The sequence below is a fragment of the Endozoicomonas sp. G2_2 genome (assembly GCF_017744135.1).
GTDB lineage: Bacteria > Pseudomonadota > Gammaproteobacteria > Nevskiales > Salinisphaeraceae > Salinisphaera.
Window position 1 is genome coordinate 61,028 of the sequence record NZ_JAGHQU010000013.1, and the last position, 20,426, is coordinate 81,453.

Below are 20,426 nucleotides of genomic sequence, written 5' to 3' on the forward strand. Positions count from 1 at the left end.
ATCGCCGCGCCGCAAGATCACCCCACCGCGATGGCGGTGCGTGCCGCGCATCGAGCACTCGAAGAGGCCGGCGTCGCGCCACAACACATCGATGTCGCAATCTGCATCACCGAGGAGCACAAGGACGATCCGGTGTGGAGCGCGCGCGCCAAGCTCGCGCATGAACTGGGCGCGACCAACGCCTATGCTTTCGACCTTGGCCAGAAATACGGTGCGGCGGTACTCGCCTTCAAGCTCGCGCGCGATCTGATTACCGCCGATCCGCAAATCGACACCGTGCTCATCGCCGGCGGCTACCGAAACGGCGATCTCATCGATTATTCAGACCCGGCGGTACGCTTCATGTACAACCTCGCACCGGGCGCCGGCGCCGCGGTAATCCAGCGGGAGACGCCCGTCCACGCCATCCTCGGCAGCGCCATTCGCACCGATGGTGCCCTGGCCGATGACGTACGGGTGCCGGTAGGCGGCACCAAGGCGCCGTCGACCGCTTATCCTGGCGCCGATTGTTGCCTGCGCGTACCCGACCCGGCGGGCATGAAGCAACGTCTGGCGTGTCGATAGCCGCATAACTTCCAGCACTTGATCGACAAGGCCGTCGACCGATCCGGCGCCCGCAACGCGGATATCGCCTATCTCGCGCTGCTGGCCCGGATCGGGCTGCCCGGCCCGCCGCGCGCTCGATCTATCTCGACCGTTATGGCCACATGGGCCCCGTGAACCCGATTCTCAGTCTTACGCTGGCGCGTGACGCGGGGCGGCTGCAGCATGGCGGCCTTGCTGTGCTTGTGGCGGCAGGCATCGGCTATGTCTGGAACGCACTGTGCCTGCGCTGGCACGCGCCCACGCCGAATATGGCAGGCTGACCACCGCGATTGATCACGCAAACGCAGGCGCCGCACAAGGAGGATTCGATGGACATGTTCGACCTTCTCGGCCACCGCGCCCGTGCCACGCCAGACCGGCTCGCACTCGAGGATCTCGCCAGCGGCGAACGCTATACCTATGCGCGCCTGAACGAACAGGCATCGCGGTTCGCCGCCGCCGCAATCGAACAGTGGTCGCTCGTGCCGGGCGAGCGGGTCGCCTACCTCGGGCATAACCGGGCCGAATTCTTTGCCATGCTGTTCGGCTGCGCCAAGGCGGGGCTGATTCTGGTGCCGCTCAACTGGCGCCTCGCCCAACCCGAGCTGAGCAGCCTGCTCGACGACTGCACGCCGGCCGCGCTCATTCATGGCGACGAATTTCGACAAACGGCAACCGCACTCGCGGCCGAGCGGTCGGTGCTTCGCATCGCGATCGACGGCGACGACCGCAACGCGCGCCGCTATGCCCACGATCTCGCAGCGGCACAGCCGGACACGCGCCAGGTCGCCCCGCGCGACCCGGACACCCCCTGGTACCTGCTCTACACCGCGGGCACGACGGGCCGGCCCAAGGGCGTTATCCAGACGTTTCGGATGATGCTCGCGAACCATCTGAATATCGCACCGGCGGTCGGGCTGACCGGCGAGGATGTTCTGCTCAACGTGTTGCCGCTGTTTCATACCGCCGGCATCAATCTCTACACCACACCGCTGCTGATCACCGGCGGCACGGTTCTCATCGCCCGGCAATTCGACCCGCGGGCGGCGTTGGACGTGCTCGAACGCCGCGCCACGGTATTCTTCGGTGTGCCTGCGGTTTACGAGGCCTTGCTTGCGCAGCCGGCTTTCGAAGGCGCCCGCCTCGACGGCGTACGCTCCTGGGGTTGCGGTGGCGCAGCCCTGGCAGCACCCGTTACGCAGCGCTTCGCCGATCACGGCATACGGGTACGCACCGGCATGGGGATGACGGAAACCGGGCCTACCGTTTTCCTTCTCGATGAAGCCCTCGCGCTCGACAAGATCGGCTCCGTGGGGCATCCCCAGCTTTTGGCCGAGGTGCGTATCTTCGACCCGAATCTCCAGGACGTTGCCCCCGGCGAATGCGGCGAGTTGCTCATTCGCGGACCGGGGGTGACCCCGGGCTACTGGCAGCAGCCGCACGCCACCGCCGATGCATTCGTCGACGGCGGCTGGCTGCGCAGCGGCGATATCGCCCGCTGCGATCCCGACGGCTGCTACACCATCGTCGATCGCCGCAAGGACATGTTCATCTCCGGTGGGGAAAACGTCTATCCCGCGGAGATCGAAAAAGTGCTCGAGCACCACCCGGCACTCGCCGAACTGGCCGTCACCGGTGTACAGGACGCGCGCTGGGGCGAAGTCGGCAAGGCATGGCTCGTGCTCCGTCCGAGCGCCGCGCAACCAAGCGATGACGACCTCAAGCACTTCTGCCGCAAACAGCTGGCTTCGTACAAGATTCCGGCGCGCTTCGAATGGCTGGACGCACTGCCGCGTAACGCCGTCGGCAAGATCACCAAACAGGCGTTGCGCGAGCACTGATCGCACGCTCGGCGCCGGGTCGCCGTGTTCCTTCACTACGTTTACCCGGTGTTGCGGTCGTTACGTATCGAGGTCGTGGCCGCCGTCGACTCATAAATTCCGTACGCCCCTTCCCTGAAAATCCGCGGCCACGAAAGCCTGATTCGGACCAGCGGACAACACACCTGGCGATGGCCCTTTCATGCGCCGCCACCAGCCATATCCTCGGCGTTAGCCCTCTCAATTTGCTGCGGCGATCCGCGCACGATCGTTGCGTTATACAGCAGTTGGTCGATTTGCGGAATTTAATTTCAATATTTTTTCTTTGCAAATGAGAGCCGTAGCGCCAAATCCCGAATTTGTTGCAGTGCATTACTTGAATATACAGCGATCGGCCACTAGGTTTAGCTGCGTACCGATTTTCAATACGACTTTCGTCTACGCCGCTATCAGATATCGAGCGTAGCGCCCTTTAAGGAGACAGACATGCAAAATCGCACTGTGACCCGTATCGCTTCCGTCGCTGTTCTGGCCAGCCTTCTCGGCTTCTCGACCCTGGGCTTCGCACAGGCCGAAGCGGTTGAAGCCATGAATGCGCGTGCCGATCAGGAAACGACGGCCACCACGAGCCCGCAGGCTCATCCGATGGCGGATGCCCTGGCGGCCGACTTGAACGCGCATAACAAGCAGGACACCGAAGGCCGTCTGCCGGAGACCCACGTCCCCGCCGATGAGGCACCGCAGCAGGTTGCCCAGCAGACCCGTCAGCTGAGCGCTGATCTGGACGCCTACAACGCCAGCGCCACCGATGGTCTGGTGCCGTCCACGCACATGCCTGCCAACGCCGACAATCATTCGGCCGACCCGCAGGCGCAGGAACTGGCTGCTGAGCTGAGCCGCTATAACCAGAGCGGTGGCAGCCTGAACAGCGTGCGTTTCTAAGCATTAGAAACTCGCATTAGCGAAAAAGCCGGAGGCCATTGGCTTCCGGCTTTTTTGTGCGCAATCGAGTTATACTCGAAACAGGTCGGTGTGGGGCCGACTTACCGGCGGCTGAACGCAACAATGGCGTGCAGCAGACCGGGCATGACAATAAACGAGGCCGCTGCCGCCGCGCGCTGCAATGCCGGCCTCTCAGGAGAAAAAAATGCAGAAATCGGGATACAAGAGGCAGTTATTGGCTTACGGTCTGGTTTGCGCCGGCACCCTCGGGGTATTCGGCAGCGCTCTGGCTGGCCATCACATGGAAGACGAACAGACCAAGGCCGAGGCGATCTCGTCGGACGTAAATACGTTCAACGAAAACCGCGCCTCACTCAAGGAAGAAAGTGCGGCTCGCGCCGGCACGACCACGGGCGACCTTAACGGTTCGGCCCGCATGGAAGGCGAAGCCGCAATGGGTGCTGAGCGCGACGGCGAACTGTCCAGCGACGTGAAGCAGTTCAATCAGAGCGGCGGTTCGCTGAATGCCGATAGCGCGGCGAGCGCGGATCTCGATGACAACACGCAGGCTTCGGGCCATGCGGCGCACGGCGCAAGCGCTGAAAGCAAGGAACTGTCGGAGCGTATCAAGGAGCACAACAAGAACGCGGAGTAGTTCGTATCTTGTTCGCCTGGTCGCGCAAGGGGCCAGGAATCAAAGCCGGGAATAGCGATAACGCTTCCCGGCTTTTTTTATTCACAAGTGTCTACACGGGATTTGCCGCCGCCCGGCCACCGACGACACCCGGCACCGCCGAACTCCTGGCGTGCCCCTCAACAGGCGAAGTCTGCAGAAATGCATCTGTAACGGACTGGAGCTGATCGATGCGCTCAAATCCTCGCGCAATCCGGATGGAAGCCACCTCGAATCGGTGGCCCATCTGATCCCGCGAATTACTTCACCAGCGTGAGGCGATCCTTTGGCGTCGGCATACGGCCCGAAACCTGTTCGGCGACCGCCACGTTCTGACCCACAAACTGCTTGATGCGGATCCGACCCTCTTCAGGGCCCGGCTCCCACGCAATGATGCGCCCGGCCGGTGAGCGAACCACCGAGCCTTCGCCGTGCACGGCCAGCGTGCTGTCGGCTTCGAGACCGGAACTGCGCCCGGCATTGATATACATATCCTCGCCATTCAGGGCGAAGCTGTGTGCAAACCACGGCGCTATCGAAATTCGATCCGCGGCAGTACCCAGGACATGATCACTCCACACCGTAACGTCGGACCCATCGCCCAACGTCTTGGCGCGCAGCGCAAGTTCGGTGCTGACGGCGTCGTACTCGATCCCGAAATCGGTATCCAGCATTCGGGCGCGCACTTGCGCAACACCGCCGCCCGTGGCATTGACGTCCAATACGAGCAACGCTCGAATGCCCGGGAAAATGCCGAGCAGTTCGGGGCAGCCCATCGGCGTCGCTGCGCCGCAGGCATCCGAGCCGCCGACGGCTTCATCGAGCTCGTTCGGCTTGACCAGCGTAAGTCCATTCGCTGCAGCATAGCGATCAAGCGTATTCATCAAGCGGTAGGCAGACAGCGAGTCTCGCTGGTCCGCCGCGATATAGACGCCCAGTTTCGGGCGCAGGCCATCCAGGTCCGGACGCATGGCGACCGGCATGGCAGCCGATCCAGCCGCTGAGCCCGCCTGGGCGCTTGCGGCAGCTGGTGCGGTCCCACCTGTAACAGATGCACGCCCTTGAGCGCGTGCATCGTCCATCCAACGCTCCCAGAAAGGCTTGCTCCATTCTGTCTGCTCATAGCCGAAAGCAGCCTCGGAATCGGCCAGAGGCATCTGTCCCTCATCACCCGCGGGCGAACCGTTGGTGGCACAGCCGCCCACAAAGGAAACGGCGAGTACCGACAGCGCCACCGAACAAAGCCGCTTTGCTAGAAGATCCGACAAAACAAGTACTCCAAAAAAAACAGGGGCCCTCGCGAACGAGAGCCCCTCAAGGTTACTGACTCTTAGAATTCGACGCCAAGATTCACGCTGCCCGCGATCACACGGTCATCCGCGAAGCTGCCGCCATTCGGCAAGATGCCGACCAGGCTGTTGCCGCTAAGCGTGCCGACATCGTTTTCCTTGAGCATGCCGAGCGTGGCCCAGGTCCGTGTTCGCGTCTACCGGCACGACGAACTCGGCATGGTCATGAGCGTGCGTGACGAAGCGCTGGGCATTGCGCCGGCTTATGGCTTCGCACCGCTCGATGCCCTGTTGGCGCGGCGTATGCTCGAGGGCGCGAGCGCGGGCCGCCTGCGTGGCACGCGAGCCGCTTTCGAGGCCCTGGCACAGGCGCTCGTTCGGCTTGGGAAAATGGTCGTCGATCTGCCGCCGCTGTCTGGACTGGACGTACGGGTCGCCGCCGGCCCCCGCGGCCGCTTGCAGGCACCGTCGGACAGCCTGATCGAGATCACCAGCGATCCCTTGCCCGCACGCGACCGACTGGCCATGTCGCCCTATCCGGCGCGCATGCGCCATATCGTTTCGCTGCGTAACGACACCCGTTATATCGTGCGTGCCATACGGCCTTCGGACGAGCCCGCGGTGCTCGATTTGCTGGAAAGCCTCAGCCCGGACGAGATCCGGCTGCGTTTCTTCAACTTCATCCGGCATTTCTCCCACGACATGGCCGCACGCGTCACCCAGGTCGACTACGACCGTGAGGTGTCGCTCGTGGTCAGCCGCTACGACACCCCCAACAGCCTTGCCGGCATGGGCACACTGATCAGCGACCCCGACGGCACGGAAGCGGAGTTCGCCATCCTCGTGCACCACGACGATGTCGGCGTTGGCCTGGGCCGACATCTGCTCGACTGCCTGCTGCGTCAAGCCAGCGCGCGCGATATCGATATTGTCTTCGGCGACGTGCTGGCCCAGAACCAGCCGATGCTGGGCCTCGCGCGCAGCCTCGGCTTCGATATCAAGCGCAACACCGAGGATGCCAGCAGCGTCCGCGTCGAGATCGCCGCAGCGAATTACGCGCGCGAGACTCGTTGAAGCGATCATGCGATGCCCCAGATCAACAGCACCCGCATGATTCCGGCCCGTGGCTGAGCACGATCAACCGAAGCACACAGACCCGGTACCGCCTGCAACGGTGGTGGACTTCTGGTTCGAGACCTTGTCCGCGCGCGACTGGTATCGAAAATCGCAGACGCTGGATCAGCTCATTTCGGCGCGTTTCGGCGCGACCCTGCGCGCGGCGCGGGCCGGCAAAACAGCAGATTGGCGGGCTACGCCGACGGGCCGGCTCGCGGAAATAATCGTATTGGATCAATTCTCTCGCAATATTCATCGCGACAGTGCACGAGCCTTCGAAAATGACGGCATCGCACTCACGCTCGCGCGGGACGCTATAGCAAGCCGCGCCGATCAGCAGCTCACACGTCAGCAGTGCGCGTTCTTGTATATGCCGTTCATGCACAGCGAAGCGCTGGACGATCACGAAACGGCGCAAGAACTCTACGACGGACTCGGGCTGACAAGCTATATCACAGCCGAGCAAAAACACCGCGCAATCATCGAACGCTTCGGACGCTATCCGCACCGCAACGCGTTATTGGGACGCCAGAACACGGCAGACGAAGCCGCGTTTCTCAAAGAACCCGGATCGTCGTTCTAAGCAATCCGAGCTGCAAAGCAGCGGGCTCTATGCGCCAAGGGCTCAGAGCAGAGCGTGGCAGATAATCCTCTGCGCTCGAAGCTGCGCCTGCGCTGGCCCCAAGCGATAGGCCAAGCCGGCACAAGGTTCAGCGGCGGTTGGATTACCAGGCTGGCATGCCCGGCGGCTGCGCCAGTCGGTCTTCGAGCCCGTGTCGCTACGCTCCACGGTTCGGGTTCGCTACCGCAAATCCGTCGAACCCGCTTGTCCGTCTGTCGCAGGTTCGACGCTTATTCGAAGGACCATATTAAATAGCGGCGCTGCGGCCGCTGTTCATTATGGTGCCCCGAGAAGGAGTATTCGCGGCTTCGCCGCTCACCCTTCGGGCCCGTGTCGCTACGCTCCACGGTTCGGATTCGCTCTCGCGAATCCGTCGAACCCCCTTCTTTATATGTCGCAGGTTCGACGCTTGGTCAAAAACCACCCCAGACAGCGGCGCTGCGGCCGCTTAGGAGGCGGCTGCTCTATCCTGCTGAGCTACCGGGGCGCTGGCTTAGTCTAACATAGTCACCTGGGTATCTCGACCCATTTCGCCTGCTTGCCGGCGTAGGGCCCAATCGGCAGATGCGGGCTCGACCACATCATCCCCGATATCGAGACAATGACGTGTCGCCGTATCCGGTGAGCCATGCGCGCTCAGACAGTCGGCCCCGATGCCACCATCAAAAGCCGCGCAAGACACGCGCCTAAACAAACCCACCGTCGATTGGAAACTTTTTATCCCGAATAAATAACGCGTTACCTGCTTTTCTATTTATGTTGCACCGCATCTATTGAACATACACTAATCAGCCCTTACGTATTATCTACGTAATAGCTTTTACCCGTTTTATTTTCGAGCGGTGCACAACATCGCCGTATGCAGGAGAAAACCATGAACCGCTTCACGACCAAGAGATTTATCGGCACAGCCCTCGTCACCGGACTGATCGGTTTCTCGTCGGTTGGCCTGGCGCAGTCGCACGCCATCGACGAGTATCGGGCCGACAACAGCACCAGTGCGCCATCACAGGCCGCCACTCAGCAGGCACACCCGATCGCTAACGCGATCTCGAATGATCTGACGGCCTACGAGCAGCGCAGCCGGGACAACGCAATCGGCGCGCCGCGTGACGGCGTTTCTGCTCAGGAGCACGCAGTGCCGGCGCGGATCGTCAATCTACGAAGCGATCTCGATGCGTACTACGGTGAGAATTCGTTTCAGAACAAACCCGCATCGGATATTCCGGTCGCGCGGCAAGAGACCGCTCGCCAGCTCTCGGAGAACCTTGCACGCTTCGAGGAAAGCGGTGGAAGCCTGAGCGCGGTTAATTTCTGATAACGCTACAGTGCTTGTCAAAAAGCCGGAAAACCCGCGGGTTTTCCGGCTTTTTTGCGTCAAACACGTCTATACTTGATATCGAGGGTCGTAGTCGATCCGGCGGCGGGACCGCGTCGCACGCATATAAGAATATGGCGCCTCGCAAAGCGTAATCATCGGCAATTGGGAGAACACGATGCAATCATCAGGCAAGACCACAAGCGCGATCATGCTCAGCACCCTACTGGCCGCCACGGCCGTCGGTACTAGCGCTATCGCCGCCGACGAACAAATGGCGGACGAGCAAAACACCGCGCCGCAGAGCCAGACTCAGAGCCAAGGCCCGAGCCCGTCGCTGTCCGACGACTTAAACCAGTTCGAGCGCAATCGCGGCTCGTATACCAACAGCGCCGCGGATCCCGATATCCGTGCAAACGACGACGACATGGGTAATGTCACGCCGGCAGAGCGCAGCGAGCGCGTGCAGAACCTCGAGCAGGACGTCAGCGACTATTACAACGAAAACGACAGTCGTGGGAATAAGGCGCGCAAGGCAGCGGACACCAAGCCGTACGACCAGAGCGACAAGTCCAAGGCTATTGCGAACGATGTCGAGCAGTTCGAGGAGAATCGCGGCTCCTACACCGACAGTACGGCCGACCCCGTCAGTGAAGACGCTGCCGACATGCCCAGCCAGAAGATGAACGACATGGAGCAGGACGCCGTCGAACAGTAGAGCGACGCATCCACCGACCGGGCCGAACCCTGCCAGTCAGGGTTCGGCCCTGCGTCTGCAAACCCCCAGTGTTGGCTGGGCCGCTGTTTTCGTAGCGCATTTGCGCTCTGGCCGCCTGGTTTGTCGGCGATGGCTTGCACACCAAGCCGACGCATAAGCGCATCGCCTGTGCCGGTTGGATAGCGCGTTGCGCGATGCGACCGCAGGGCCCGCGTTACTGGCTATCGCACGGCTTATTATGGGTTCATCGCAGATTAGCGGCACGCCACGCCGCGCAGGAGGCCCGTCCGCAAAGAACGCAAATGAGCGCAAGTAACGTGCGATGTGGCACCGAAGCAACTCGCGCCGCCCGAACACGTGCGCGCTGAAAGTGCATTATCCAGAAAAGCGTCTTTCATGAGCCCTCATCGCAGACTCGATTGGCATGAATAGACCGTAACCAAGCCACTATTGCTTGTGGTTTTTATTTGGGTTCTATTCGCGTGCATTCGCGGAGAGAATGCCTTCCCGCGCATGGCCAACCAGGTGCCGCCGATAATCAAGAGCGGTCTTACGATCGCTGCTCTCAGGAATCCGCGCTCGTTTTCGTGACGGTCAAACGATCGCTTGGCTTCGGCATGCGCCCGGACACCGAATTGGCGACCGCAATATTCTGTCCGATCAGCTGCTTGATCTGGATTCGCCCCACTTCCGGACCCGGCTCCCAGGCCACGATCTGGCCGCCGGGCGAGCGGACGACCGCCCCTTCGCCGTGCACGATCAGAATGTCATCCAAGGCAAGCCCGGCGCCGCGACCGGCGCTGAGATACAGATCCTCGCCGTTGAGCGCGAAGCTGTGCGTGAACCAGGGGGCAATCGCGATTCGATCTGCGGTCTTGCCCAGCATCCGATCGGCCCAGACGGCGGCATCGGACGTATTGGCATCGCCACCGCCCAGCGACAGGCGCGTGGAGACGGTGTCGTAGTCGATACTGAAGTCGGTATCCAGCGTGCGCGTTTCCACGGCGTATTGATCATCGCGCTTCGACGCGGGATCGACCACCAGCAGGGCACGTATGCCTGGATATATGGACAACAGCTTCGGACATTGTTCGGGTGAGTCGGCCTGACAGGCGTTACTGTCGCCTACGGCTTCGTCGAGTTCATCGGGTTTGATCAGGGTCAGGCCATGTCGTGCGGCCTGCTGATCCAGTGCGTTCATGAGCCGATAGGCCGCCAGCGAATCGCGCTCGCCTTTAGCAATATAAATCCCCACCTTGGGACGCATTCCCGCAGCGGTCGGTAGTGGCTGCGCCACCTGCGAGCCAGCAACCGCGGCAGACGGCGCTGCGGCCGGCTGAGGGGTGGCAGAAGCCCGGGCCTCGGCCCGGGCTTCGTCCATCCACTTCTCCCAGAAAGGCTTGTCCCAGTCGGATTTCTCATAGCCGAGCGCACTGTCGGAATCCGCCATCGTAAAGTGGCTTTCATCCATCTTGGCGTCGTCGCCAGTCGTAGCACACCCAGCCAGCATCAGCGCGGGCAGGCCCGCAATCAGCCATTTTGAAATTCCTTTACTAGACACAATCTCTCCGAGAATCACAGGTCACTAAACATCAACGTTGGGCCAGAGCCTGGACTAGAACTCGATGCCCAGGTTCACGCTACCGGCGACCACTCTATCCTGAGCAAAGCTGCCGTTGTTCGGAATCGGCGCGATCAGGCCGTTGCCGGACAAGGCGCCGACATCGTTTTCCTTGATCATGCCCAGCGTGGCCCAGGTGCGCAGCGCTTCGTTGAACTGATAACCGGCTTCCAGATCATAGACCGCGCTGGTATCGCTGTCGCTGTCGCTGGAACCCGGCGCTGCCGGCACCGTGATATCCAGAAAGCCCAATGCGCCACGTACGTACGCCTTGTCGGTGACGTTGATCTTGACGCTACCGATATACAGGTCCTGGTCGTAGCCTTCACGACCGTTGAAGCCGCCCATGGAGTAGACGCTGGTCGGGTTCTGGTACGAGTCGGGGTTGTTGTTGATCAGGCTCGAGTAGGTATCGAAGCCGGCATCGATGAAGCCGCCATCATGCGCGCCGACATACTGCGCGTTCAACTCGAACATGCCGACGTCGGCACCGATTATCAGTGAAGATATCGCCGTCTTCCGGGGTCGTATTGTTCTCGACTTCATTATCGAAGAAGTAGTTCACGCCGGTGGACACGTTGATCGGCCCGACCGAACCCTGGATATAAGGCGAAAAGATATCCAGACCGGACTGGGCCTGAACATTACGCGCGCCGGTCGAGCCTGCTTCGACGATGACATCGGGGACACCATCACCATTTACGTCAGTGGGCGTGCCCGCAACACCACTGCCGATTGGTGCGAGCGCTGGATCAGTATCGGCGATATTACCGCTGAAGTTGTTGAAGAAGTGGACATACAGGAAGCCCAGTTCCCAGCCGCCGATCGGCGCCACGAAGCCGGTGAAGATTTCGTCGCCGTCGGCTTCACTCTGAAAGCCAGCGCCGTCCGCGGTGCGGTCATAGGCAAAGAACGGCGTGACGCTGCCAATACGCGTCAAAAGCAACAGACGATCACGACGATCCTGACAGGTCAGGAAACAGTTGTTCCAGTTGGATTCCTGCCGGCCGACACGCGCCAGGCCGTATGTAAACGGAATCTCGAAGAACGCCAGGTCCAGGCGAACGTTGTCGCCCCGGCTGTTGCGGTTGAAAGAGCGCTGCCCGGTCGGCGTATAACCGCGGTCCTGGCCGGTGAAACGATCACCCGCCAATTCGATGCTGGTCTTGAGCGCGATGCCGGTGGCCTCGTGCTTGAAGTCGGCCTTCAAGCGCAACAGATGGGCAAAGCCACTGTCGTAGTCCGACGGATCGATTTCGTCATCGAGCCGGTCGCCACTTACCTGCGCTACCGGCGCGTCCGTATCGAACGAATCGGAGCCGACATAAAAGCCGGTGGCCTTGTACTCGACGCCGAAATCGGTTTCGAGCGCGCTGGCCGTGGTGCTGGCACAACCCAGCGCGGCAAGCACGCTGAATGCAATCGTACGGCTCAACGGCAGTCGCCGCGCCGCAATGGTCTGACTAACGGATCGATTGTTTTCGCGGATCATGATTGATTCTCCCCTGCGGTGTGACGAAAACTCTTGGTCTTTTTATCGAGTACGTCAGGCGCCCTGGTTCGCCCAGCAACCGTATTGCGTGTGTTTGTGCGTCTAGCGCCTCGCGTTGGCGAAGCGTCTGCAAAAACATGCGAATACAGCTGGAAACACGACGAACGACCGGTACTCCCCCTGCCGTGACTTGTCATGTGTAAGCCACGACTCACTGTTTATAGTATTTTTATTGGGGTGGCAACACGATTCTGAATCACTGTTTCGATTTCCCGAATGCGATCACGGGCAGCCACGACGCCGAGGCGCAAAAAATACCGCAACCTTCTGTTTTATATATATTCCTAACCAAGCTTAATACTAAAGTCTGTATCTCGCCGCGTCTCGTCGAGTGCTGCACTGCGCCATATCGACGCAGTGCAACATGCGCGAAGTCGGTGCATAAGGCAGTTTTCTTGCAGAACGAGCGGTCTACAGACATTTTCCGACGACGCAGGCTCGCCATCTGACCCAGCACGCACGCTAAACTGCGATGCCGGATCGAGTCTTTCTCAACGCCGCGTCATGTTCTATCTCTATCATCACAACGACCTGGCCCGACTGGCCGAACTGTTCGGCGCGCTGCGCCAACCGTCGCCCGAGCGACCGGTCTCTCCGCTGGCCGTCGATACCGTTCTCGCGCCCAACCCCGGCATCGGCCGCTGGCTGTCGATCCAGCTCGCGGAAAGCGAAGGCATCGCCGCCAATCTGGATATCGTCCTGCCCGGCGGTTGGATATGGAACCTGTTGCGCACCGTGCGCGACGCGGAGGTACCGACCGGCAAGCACTTCGAAGCCGACTGCCTGCCCTGGCATCTCTACGCGGCACTGCCTGCAATGGCGACGGAAATTCCGGCCGTCGCCGACTATCTTGGCGATCCCGTCGACGAAGTACGCCGCTACCAGCTCGCTCGCCAGCTCGCAGACGTCTTCGACAAGTACCTGATCTATCGCGCCGACATGCTCGCGCGCTGGGAAGATGGCGAAACCCCGGCAGACAACCCCGGTCGCTGGCAGGCCCAGGTCTGGCGCTGGCTCACCCACGAGAGCCGACTCGGCCGCCGCCATCGCGCGCGAGTGCTCACCGACTTCATCACCCGCCTGCGCGACGACAAGGCATTGCAGCAGCGCGTGGTCGCCTGCTGCCCGGAGAAGCTCTACTGCTTCGGCCTCGTCGCACTCGCACCCGATCACCTGCGGCTGCTCTATGCGCTGGCCGAACATATCGACGTGCATTTCCTGTTGCCCAACCCCAGCGAGGCCTACTGGGGCGACGTGACCACCGGCCGGCTCGCACTCGACCTGCCGACCACCGAAGATGGCGGCACCCTGCTGCCAGGCGAAGCCGCGGTCGAAGCGGGTCACCCACTGCTCGGCGCGCTCGGGCGCATGGCCCGCGACACGCTCCGCGTGCTCTATTCGGACGAGTTCGCCGGCATGATCGAGCCCGAACTGGGCGAGCTCATGGCCTACGATATACCCGGCAACGACAGCCTTCTGCATCGTATTCAGACCGATATCGTTCAACTCGATTGCAGCGATCCAATCCAGGGCATGGCCGACAACGACACCTCGTTGGAAGTCCACGCCTGCCACAGCCCGCTGCGCGAGATTCAGGTGCTGCAGGATCAACTGCTCGACCGCCTGGCAGCCGACGACAAACGCGTCGCGGCCGGCGAAATAAATAACAAGGACCGGCTCGCGCCGCGCGACATCATCGTCATGCTGCCGGATGTCGCCGCCTATGCCCCCGCTATCGAAGCCGTATTCGGCGGCGCGCCAGCGGATCGCTATCTGCCCTTCGGACTGGCCGATCGCGCGCGTTCCGCCGCGCATCCGATCGTGACCTGCGTATCCGCCCTGCTCGATCTACCTCTGTGGCGCTGGGAAGCCAGCGCGCTGCTCGACCTGCTCGCCGTGCCGGCGGTGATGCGCCGCTTCGGCTTGTCGGCCGGCGAACTGGATGCGATCACCGACTGGATCGACCAGGCCGGCATTCGCTGGGGCCGCGACAAGACACATCGTGCGCAGCTCGGCGCCGGCGCGTTCGAGCAGAACAGCTGGCGTTTCGGCCTCGACCGCCTGCTGCTCGGCGTGGCCCAGTCCGACGAGGAAACGCTGACCGACGGCGTCGCGCCCTGGGCTGACCTGGAAGGCGGCATCACCGCCGCGCTCGGCAAGCTCTGGCGCTTCGAAAACACGCTGTCGAAGATCGCCGACGCGCTGGCGGAAGCCGCCACGCCGGGCGACTGGCAGATTCGTCTCAACCGCATGGTCGACCTGCTCATCACCCCGGCCATGGACGCGCCCGACGAACAACGCGCCGTGGACGGGCTGCGCAGCGTGTTCGCGCAGTTCGAGGCCGCCGAAACCTGCACCAGCGAAGCGCCGCTCGCCGAGGACCGCCGCATCTCATGGCCCGCGGTACGCGACATGCTGCGCAGCGCACTCGACTCGGCCAGCGAACGCCAGCCGTTTCTGGCCGGCGGCATCACCTTCTGCGGCATGGTGCCGTTGCGTGCGGTGCCGTTTCGCATGGTCTGCGTGCTGGGCATGAACGACGACGCCTTCCCGCGCCAGGACACCGGCCGCGCGTTCAACGTCATGTTCAACCGGCCGCGCCTGGGCGATCGCAACACCCGCGACGACGATCGCCTGCTGTTCCTGCAGGCGCTCACTGCCGCGCGCGACACCTTCTATATCAGCCACGTCGGTCAGGACGTTCATACCGGCGAGGCGCTGCCACCGTCGCCCATCGTCGGCGAGACGCTGGAATTCATCCATCGTCATTATTTCCGTGACTGGTCGGGCAAGGAATTTCGTCGCCGGCTGATCCACGAACAGCCCATGCAGCCGTTCTCGGTCCGTTACTTCGCACCGGACGAACCGGACCGCCGCGTATTCACCTTCGCCGGCGATTGGCGCGATGCCACCAAGGCGGCCGTCAGCGCCCGCGAAGTCCGCGCGCCCATGCTCGACAACAGCGTGGCACCCGCGACCGAAGCCATCGAGGCGATCGATCTCGACAGTCTCAAACGCTTCTTCGACCACCCGCCCCGCGCGTTCTTCCGCGAACGCGTGAAGCTCGATCTGGAAATCGAGGATCATCAGGTCGACGACGCCGAACCCGTGACACTGGACCCGCTCTCGGCCGCCGGGCTGCGTCAACGGCTGTTCGACAGCGCCGACAAGGCCGGGCGCGACGACATCGCACTCGAGCCGAGCGCACTAGAACGCGCCCGCGGCACCCTGCCGCCCCCGCCGCTCGCCGAGGCCAACTTCGCCGCCGAGGCCGAAACCGTGAACGCGCTGCTGCCGATCTGGCAGGCGTGGAAAGCCGAGGGCGCGCCGGAAACGGTCGATATCCAGCTCGAGGACGTCGCGGGCGTGCGCCTCATCGGCCGTGTCGGCCAGCTCTGGCCGGGCGCGCTGCGTCGCCTGCGCACCGGCAAGCTCAAGACCCGTTTCCGCCTGCGCTACTGGATCGACTATCTCGCCGTGGTTGCCGCCGGCCACGAGGTCGATCTGGAACTCGCCGGCCTGTCACCCGAGCCGAAGAACATGTCGCTCGTGCAGTACGCCGGCCGGCTCGACGCCGCAAGCGCGCGCGACGAACTCGCCAACCTCGTGCATCTGTACATCGCCGGCCAGCAGTCGCCGCTGCACTACCATCCGGATCTGGACGACAGCTACAACCCGGACCAGAACAAGGCGTTCGACAACCTCGGCTTTCGTTTCAAACCGGCCGCCTATCAGCCGCACCATCTCATGCGCGACGCCTATTTCCGGCTGCTGCTCGGCCCCGACGACGCGCCGCTGGGCGACAGCGAAACCGACAGCCCGTTCACCGCGGCCATCCCCCGCATCAGCGGCCCGATGAACCGTATTGTCCTGCCTGCCGATACCGTGACGGAGGCCACCGCATGAACGCCGCCCAGCCCTTCGAAGCCGAAACGCTGCCGCTTTCCGGCCTGCGCCTGATCGAAGCCAGCGCGGGCACCGGCAAGACCTTCAGCCTCGCCGGCCTGTACCTGCGGCTGATCATCGAAGAGAACGCCAGCGTTCGCGACATCCTGGTGATGACCTTCACCCGCGCCGCCACCCAGGAGCTGCGCGAACGTATTCGCGCGCGCCTCGCGGATGCCGCGCGCATTGCCTACGCCCCCGAGCACGCCGCGCCGGACAATCCGGAACACGCGTTCACACTCGCGGTGCTGGAAAGCCGCGACGAGGATCGCGTGGCGCTGGCCCGCCGCCTGGCCGATGCCGCCGCGCGCGTGGACGAAGCCACCATCGTCACAATCCACGGCTTCGCCCAGCGTGCGGCCACCGAAAACGCCTTCGAGTCCGCCCTGGCGTTTGATCGCGGCGAACCGATCGACGACCCCAGCCTCTATCGCGAGGCCGCGACCGACTACTGGCGCGAACACGTTTTCGGCGCGGGCGACACCGCCGGCGACATCCTCAGCCTCTGGCCCACACCGGACGCGCTCCACGACACCCTCCGCCCGGTGCTCGCACGCCCGCACACGAAACTCGCCGGGATCGACGAAACCCGGCTGGCCGCTCTGCAGAAACAGCTCGCCGAGACCTGGCCGGGCACCGCCGCGGCTCTGGCCGCTGCGCTGGTCGAGGCATTCGAGGCCGACGCGCTGCTCAAGAGCGAGCCGCTCTACGCCGCACTCGCCGAAGAAGAGGATATCGAGGCATCGGTCGCCGCTCTGGATAATCGTATCCGCGCCGCGATCGAAACCGGTCGCGTGCCCGCGCTGCCCGAATGGCTCACCTGTATCGCACGCCCCGCGGCCCAGTTCAAGAAGGCCGCGAAGTTCCAGACCTACGCCGAACCGCTGGCCGAACTGCCCACATTGGCCGTACTCGCCGAACTCCAGCCGCTCGCCCGACTGGTCGCGATCGCCGACGCGGTGGCCGCCGTTCGCGCCCGTGCCGCCCAGCGCAAGGCGGATCGGCGCCAGTACAGCTATGACGACCTGATCGCCGCGCTCCACGACGCGCTCACCGCGCCCGCCACGGGCGACGCGCTGGCCGACGCCCTGCACGCGCGCTGGCCCTATGCGCTGGTCGACGAATTCCAGGACACCGATCCGCTGCAATACGTCAGCCTGCGGCGTATCTATCTGGACCGCCCGCGCGAGCACGGCGCGTTGCTGCTCATCGGCGACCCGAAACAGGCGATCTACGGTTTTCGCGGCGGCGATATCTATGCCTATCTCGCCGCCGTCCGCGCGGCCGACGAGGCCCGCTATACGCTGACGACCAACTTCCGCTCCACCCCGCAGGTCCTGTCCGCGATCGAAGCGCTGTACGCGCTGCCCAACGCCGATCCGTTCGTGGTGCCCGATATCGACTTTCCGAGGGTCGAAGCCGGGCGCGCGGCGAACGACAAGCGCATCGTCACCGCGGACGGCGAGCTGCCCGCCTTTACGGTCTGGCAGCTTCAGGGCGGCGAAGACACTCTGAAAAACGGCAAGCGCAAGAACCCGTCGAAAGCCGACGACAACACGCGGCTCATCGACCAGACCATCGCGCAGATCGGCCAACTGCTCGACGGCCAGTCCGCCCACTGGGAACACGCCGACGGCCACCAGGCGCCCATTGCCCCGCGCGATATCGCGGTGCTTGTGAACAAGCACGCCGAAGCCACCGCGCTGCAGGCCGCACTGGCCCAGCATGGCATCATGGCCGTCTGCCAGCATCGCGATTCGGTATTCGCCGCCGAGGAGGCCGCGGAACTCCAGCTCGTCCTGCGCGCCATGGCCACGCCCGACGACGCCATGGCGGTACGCGCCGCGCAGCCGACCACCCTGCTCGGCAAACGCCTCGCCGATTTGATCGACCTGGCCGACGACGACCACGCCATGCAGCTCGCCATCGAACGCTTCCACGCCCTGCACGAAGCCTGGGCCGCGCGCGGCGTGCTCACCGCGCTGGAACAACTGTTCATGGACGCCGCACCCGGCCTGCTCGCGCTGACGGACGGCGAGCGGCGCATGAGCAATTATCTGCAGCTCGGCGAACTGCTGGCCGATGCCGAAAGCCAGTGCTTCGGCATGGCCAGCGTCGTGCGCTGGCTGGACGACCATATCCGCGCCGCGAACGACGGCCAGGGCATGGGCATGGACGACGAAAGCCAGCTGCGGCTGGAATCCGACGCCGATCTCGTGCGCATCAGCACCGTGCATGCCGCCAAGGGCCTGCAGTATCCGATCGTGTTCATGCCGTTCGCGCTTTGGCTCGGCACCGCCGGCGCGCCCGACAAGCCGCCGCTGATCTTCCACGACGACGACGGCCAGGCGCGGATCGACCTCGTGGGCAGCGATCAGAACAACCAGCAACAGGCCGTGATCGAAGCCCGATCGGAAGCGCTGCGCCTGCTTTATGTCGCGCTCACGCGTGCGGAACAGGCGGTGATCGTCGGCTGGCGCACGCCGGACGACTACATCAGCACCGCCGCGCTGGCCGATCTGTTGCAACGCGACGGCGCGTCAGACGCAGACAGTCTCGCCACGCTCGAACGCGACCATCCGCAGGCGGTGCATATCGAAACGCTGGACTTTTACGCCCGCCCGGCGCTCGGCGAACATCGCGCCCCGCTGGACGCCGATACGTTGATCGAAGCGCGCCAGGACCTGCCCGCGCCGCGCCTGCGCTGGTCCACCTACAGCTTTTCGCGCCTGGCGCACGCGCCCGCGGACAGCCAGCCCGCCGAGCTGCCTGAGCCCGGCGCTGAAGACGAAATCGCCGGCACCGCGGCCGAAACCGACCCCGCGGACGACGCCGGCGCGCTGCCGCAACTCGACGAACGCCTGGCCGGCGTGCGCTTCGGCTCGGCGGTACACGACGTGCTCGAAGACATACTCAAGAACCGCCAGCACGCACCCTGGCCCGCGCCGGGCGAGCCACTCGGAGAACGCCAGCGCCGCTTCGTCTACGACACGCTGCGCAAGTACGGCCTGATAGAACAGGACGAAAACGATCCGCGTATCGACGACACGGCCCATCTCGTAGCCCGCACGCTGCATGCGCCGCTGCCGCGCATCGGCCCGCTGGCCGCGATCGAGCGCACGCACATGCTCACCGAAATGGAGTTCATGCTGCGCCTGCGCGGCAACCGCCTCGGCACGCTGGTCGACACGCTGCGCGCGGCCGGCTATCTGCCCGCGGCACTCGGCGGTCACCCCCAGCAGACGCTGTACGGGCTCATGCAGGGCTTCATCGACCTCGTGGTCGAGCACGACGGCGCCTATTACGTGCTGGACTACAAGACCAACCGCCTCGGCGACACGCCCGCCGCCTACCGCGACGCCGCGCTGAAGCGCGCCATCGGCCGTGCCCATTACGACCTGCAGTACCTCATCTACACCGTCGCCCTGCACCGCCACCTGCGCCGCTGCCTGAGCGTTAGATACGACCCGGCCCGGCATCTCGGCGGCGTGCAGTATCTGTTCGTGCGGGCGATGGACGGCGAAACGAGCACGGGCGTTTTCACCGACACGCCGGACATCGCGCTGGTGGAAACGCTGGATGCGCTGTTCGATGCCGAAACCGCGAACCAGGACGCCACCGCATGAACGCGAATCCAAACGTAGGTCGGCTTGCGCCGAAAGCCGTCAGCCGATATCGCCGGGGGCCGCACCACTGGCCCGCGCCGCTCACGTTATCAAGCGCTCGGTACTCACGAGCCTATCGGCCCTCTGGTTTCGCGCTGCAGCGCGACTCACTTTCGTTTGCTTGTCCAAACAAAAGTGAGCAAAGGAAAGGGCACCGGCCACAGCGCCGGCTTACGCCGGTTTACTTCGATGCTCGCGCCGACGGGACGCGCGCAGAACTCGGATCGCTTTGGCGATCCTCAAACAGGCTGGCCGCACCGGCGCAATGCGCCGGACACCCGTCGCCGCTGCGCGTCTCCGTCGCTGCGCAACGGGGCCGAATACAAACAAACAGCTTCGGCCTTGAACGACCGACAGCGAGCTTGCCTGTATTCGGGCCCCTTGGGCGCAGCGCCGAGCAGAGGAGGACGAACGCGGAAAAGGCAGCCGGATGTTTGAGCGAAGCGAGTTTCCGGCTGGCCCGCGTTCGGCCGGAGCCGCGCAGGGCATCGGCGCGAAGCGCCGACGCAAGACAGGGTGTCTTTTCTCTTGGGTACTTCTCTTTGGACAAGCAAAGAGAA

17 protein-coding genes and 1 tRNA gene are annotated in these 20,426 nt (G+C 63.5%); 12 read left to right on the plus strand and 6 right to left on the minus strand.

Going from position 1 to position 20,426, the window contains the following annotated elements; all coding sequences use genetic code 11:
* Positions 1–30: 30 nt before the first annotated feature.
* The 6 genes from J7355_RS14390 to J7355_RS14415 all read left to right on the plus strand — a co-directional run bounded on the left by J7355_RS14390 (position 31) and on the right by J7355_RS14415 (position 4,002).
* Entirely contained in the window at positions 31–564 is a 534-nt protein-coding gene (locus tag J7355_RS14390) for a hypothetical protein (protein WP_209063876.1), read from the plus strand.
* Positions 565–582: 18 nt separating this feature from the next.
* Positions 583–720 carry a hypothetical protein gene (locus tag J7355_RS14395; protein ID WP_209063878.1) on the plus strand — a complete coding sequence of 46 codons (138 nt, stop codon included), beginning with the start codon at positions 583–585 and terminating at the stop codon, positions 718–720.
* Positions 717–866 carry a 3-oxoacyl-[acyl-carrier-protein] synthase III C-terminal domain-containing protein gene (locus tag J7355_RS14400; RefSeq protein WP_209063880.1) on the plus strand — a complete coding sequence of 50 codons (150 nt, stop codon included), beginning with the start codon at positions 717–719 and terminating at the stop codon, positions 864–866. The genes J7355_RS14395 and J7355_RS14400 overlap by 4 nt, the downstream gene beginning before the upstream one ends.
* Before the next feature lie 48 nt (positions 867–914).
* Positions 915–2,426, plus strand: a complete 1,512-nt coding sequence (locus tag J7355_RS14405) for an AMP-binding protein (protein ID WP_209063882.1) — start codon at positions 915–917, stop codon at positions 2,424–2,426.
* 465 nt (positions 2,427–2,891) lie between these two features.
* The gene (locus tag J7355_RS14410; RefSeq protein WP_209063884.1) at positions 2,892–3,347 is read left to right on the plus strand and encodes a hypothetical protein; all 456 of its coding nucleotides are present in this window, start codon (positions 2,892–2,894) and stop codon (positions 3,345–3,347) included.
* A 205-nt stretch (positions 3,348–3,552) separates the two neighbouring features.
* Positions 3,553–4,002, plus strand: coding sequence for a hypothetical protein (locus J7355_RS14415; protein WP_209063886.1), 450 nt, complete (start codon positions 3,553–3,555; stop codon positions 4,000–4,002).
* A 278-nt stretch (positions 4,003–4,280) separates the two neighbouring features.
* Here J7355_RS14415 and J7355_RS14420 read toward each other — a convergent pair whose 3' ends face one another.
* Both J7355_RS14420 and J7355_RS17910 read right to left on the minus strand, forming a co-directional pair.
* Positions 4,281–5,288 carry a hypothetical protein gene (locus J7355_RS14420; protein ID WP_209063888.1) on the minus strand — a complete coding sequence of 336 codons (1,008 nt, stop codon included), beginning with the start codon at positions 5,286–5,288 and terminating at the stop codon, positions 4,281–4,283.
* Between the two features lie 62 nt (positions 5,289–5,350).
* Positions 5,351–5,476 carry a hypothetical protein gene (locus J7355_RS17910; protein ID WP_280637626.1) on the minus strand — a complete coding sequence of 42 codons (126 nt, stop codon included), beginning with the start codon at positions 5,474–5,476 and terminating at the stop codon, positions 5,351–5,353.
* Between J7355_RS17910 and J7355_RS14425 the strand changes: the two genes are divergently transcribed.
* Entirely contained in the window at positions 5,475–6,383 is a 909-nt protein-coding gene (locus tag J7355_RS14425) for a GNAT family N-acetyltransferase (protein WP_209063889.1), read from the plus strand. The two genes, J7355_RS17910 and J7355_RS14425, sit on opposite strands and share 2 nt — an antisense overlap.
* A gap of 49 nt (positions 6,384–6,432) precedes the next feature.
* Complete coding sequence (locus J7355_RS14430; protein WP_293621111.1) at positions 6,433–7,008, plus strand: DUF924 family protein; 576 nt, start codon at positions 6,433–6,435, stop codon at positions 7,006–7,008.
* Between the two features lie 318 nt (positions 7,009–7,326).
* Here the strand turns inward: J7355_RS14430 and J7355_RS14435 are convergent.
* Positions 7,327–7,534 (minus strand) — tRNA-Arg (locus tag J7355_RS14435).
* Between the two features lie 387 nt (positions 7,535–7,921).
* Between J7355_RS14435 and J7355_RS14440 the strand changes: the two genes are divergently transcribed.
* Both J7355_RS14440 and J7355_RS14445 read left to right on the plus strand, forming a co-directional pair.
* Positions 7,922–8,365 (plus strand): hypothetical protein, encoded by a 444-nt coding sequence (locus J7355_RS14440; RefSeq protein WP_209063891.1) that lies wholly within the window; start codon positions 7,922–7,924, stop codon positions 8,363–8,365.
* Positions 8,366–8,543: 178 nt separating this feature from the next.
* Positions 8,544–9,083: a hypothetical protein gene (locus J7355_RS14445; protein WP_209063893.1), complete on the plus strand. Its 540-nt coding sequence runs from the start codon at positions 8,544–8,546 to the stop codon at positions 9,081–9,083.
* A gap of 565 nt (positions 9,084–9,648) precedes the next feature.
* On the opposite strand, the gene J7355_RS14450 is transcribed toward J7355_RS14445, so the two are convergent.
* The 3 genes from J7355_RS14450 to J7355_RS14460 are packed head-to-tail and all read right to left on the minus strand — an operon-like array spanning position 9,649 to position 12,139.
* Positions 9,649–10,662 carry a hypothetical protein gene (locus J7355_RS14450; RefSeq protein WP_209063894.1) on the minus strand — a complete coding sequence of 338 codons (1,014 nt, stop codon included), beginning with the start codon at positions 10,660–10,662 and terminating at the stop codon, positions 9,649–9,651.
* A gap of 36 nt (positions 10,663–10,698) precedes the next feature.
* Positions 10,699–11,181 (minus strand): hypothetical protein, encoded by a 483-nt coding sequence (locus J7355_RS14455; protein ID WP_209063896.1) that lies wholly within the window; start codon positions 11,179–11,181, stop codon positions 10,699–10,701.
* A complete protein-coding gene (locus tag J7355_RS14460) occupies positions 11,144–12,139 on the minus strand; it encodes a hypothetical protein (protein WP_209063904.1) in 996 nt (331 codons plus the stop codon). Before J7355_RS14460 ends, J7355_RS14455 begins: the two co-directional genes overlap by 38 nt.
* A gap of 621 nt (positions 12,140–12,760) precedes the next feature.
* Between J7355_RS14460 and recC the strand changes: the two genes are divergently transcribed.
* Positions 12,761–16,162, plus strand: coding sequence for an exodeoxyribonuclease V subunit gamma (gene recC, locus J7355_RS14465; RefSeq protein ID WP_209063906.1), 3,402 nt, complete (start codon positions 12,761–12,763; stop codon positions 16,160–16,162).
* Positions 16,159–19,827, plus strand: coding sequence for an exodeoxyribonuclease V subunit beta (gene recB, locus J7355_RS14470; protein ID WP_209063907.1), 3,669 nt, complete (start codon positions 16,159–16,161; stop codon positions 19,825–19,827). Before recC ends, recB begins: the two co-directional genes overlap by 4 nt.
* Positions 19,828–20,426 lie beyond the last annotated feature (599 nt).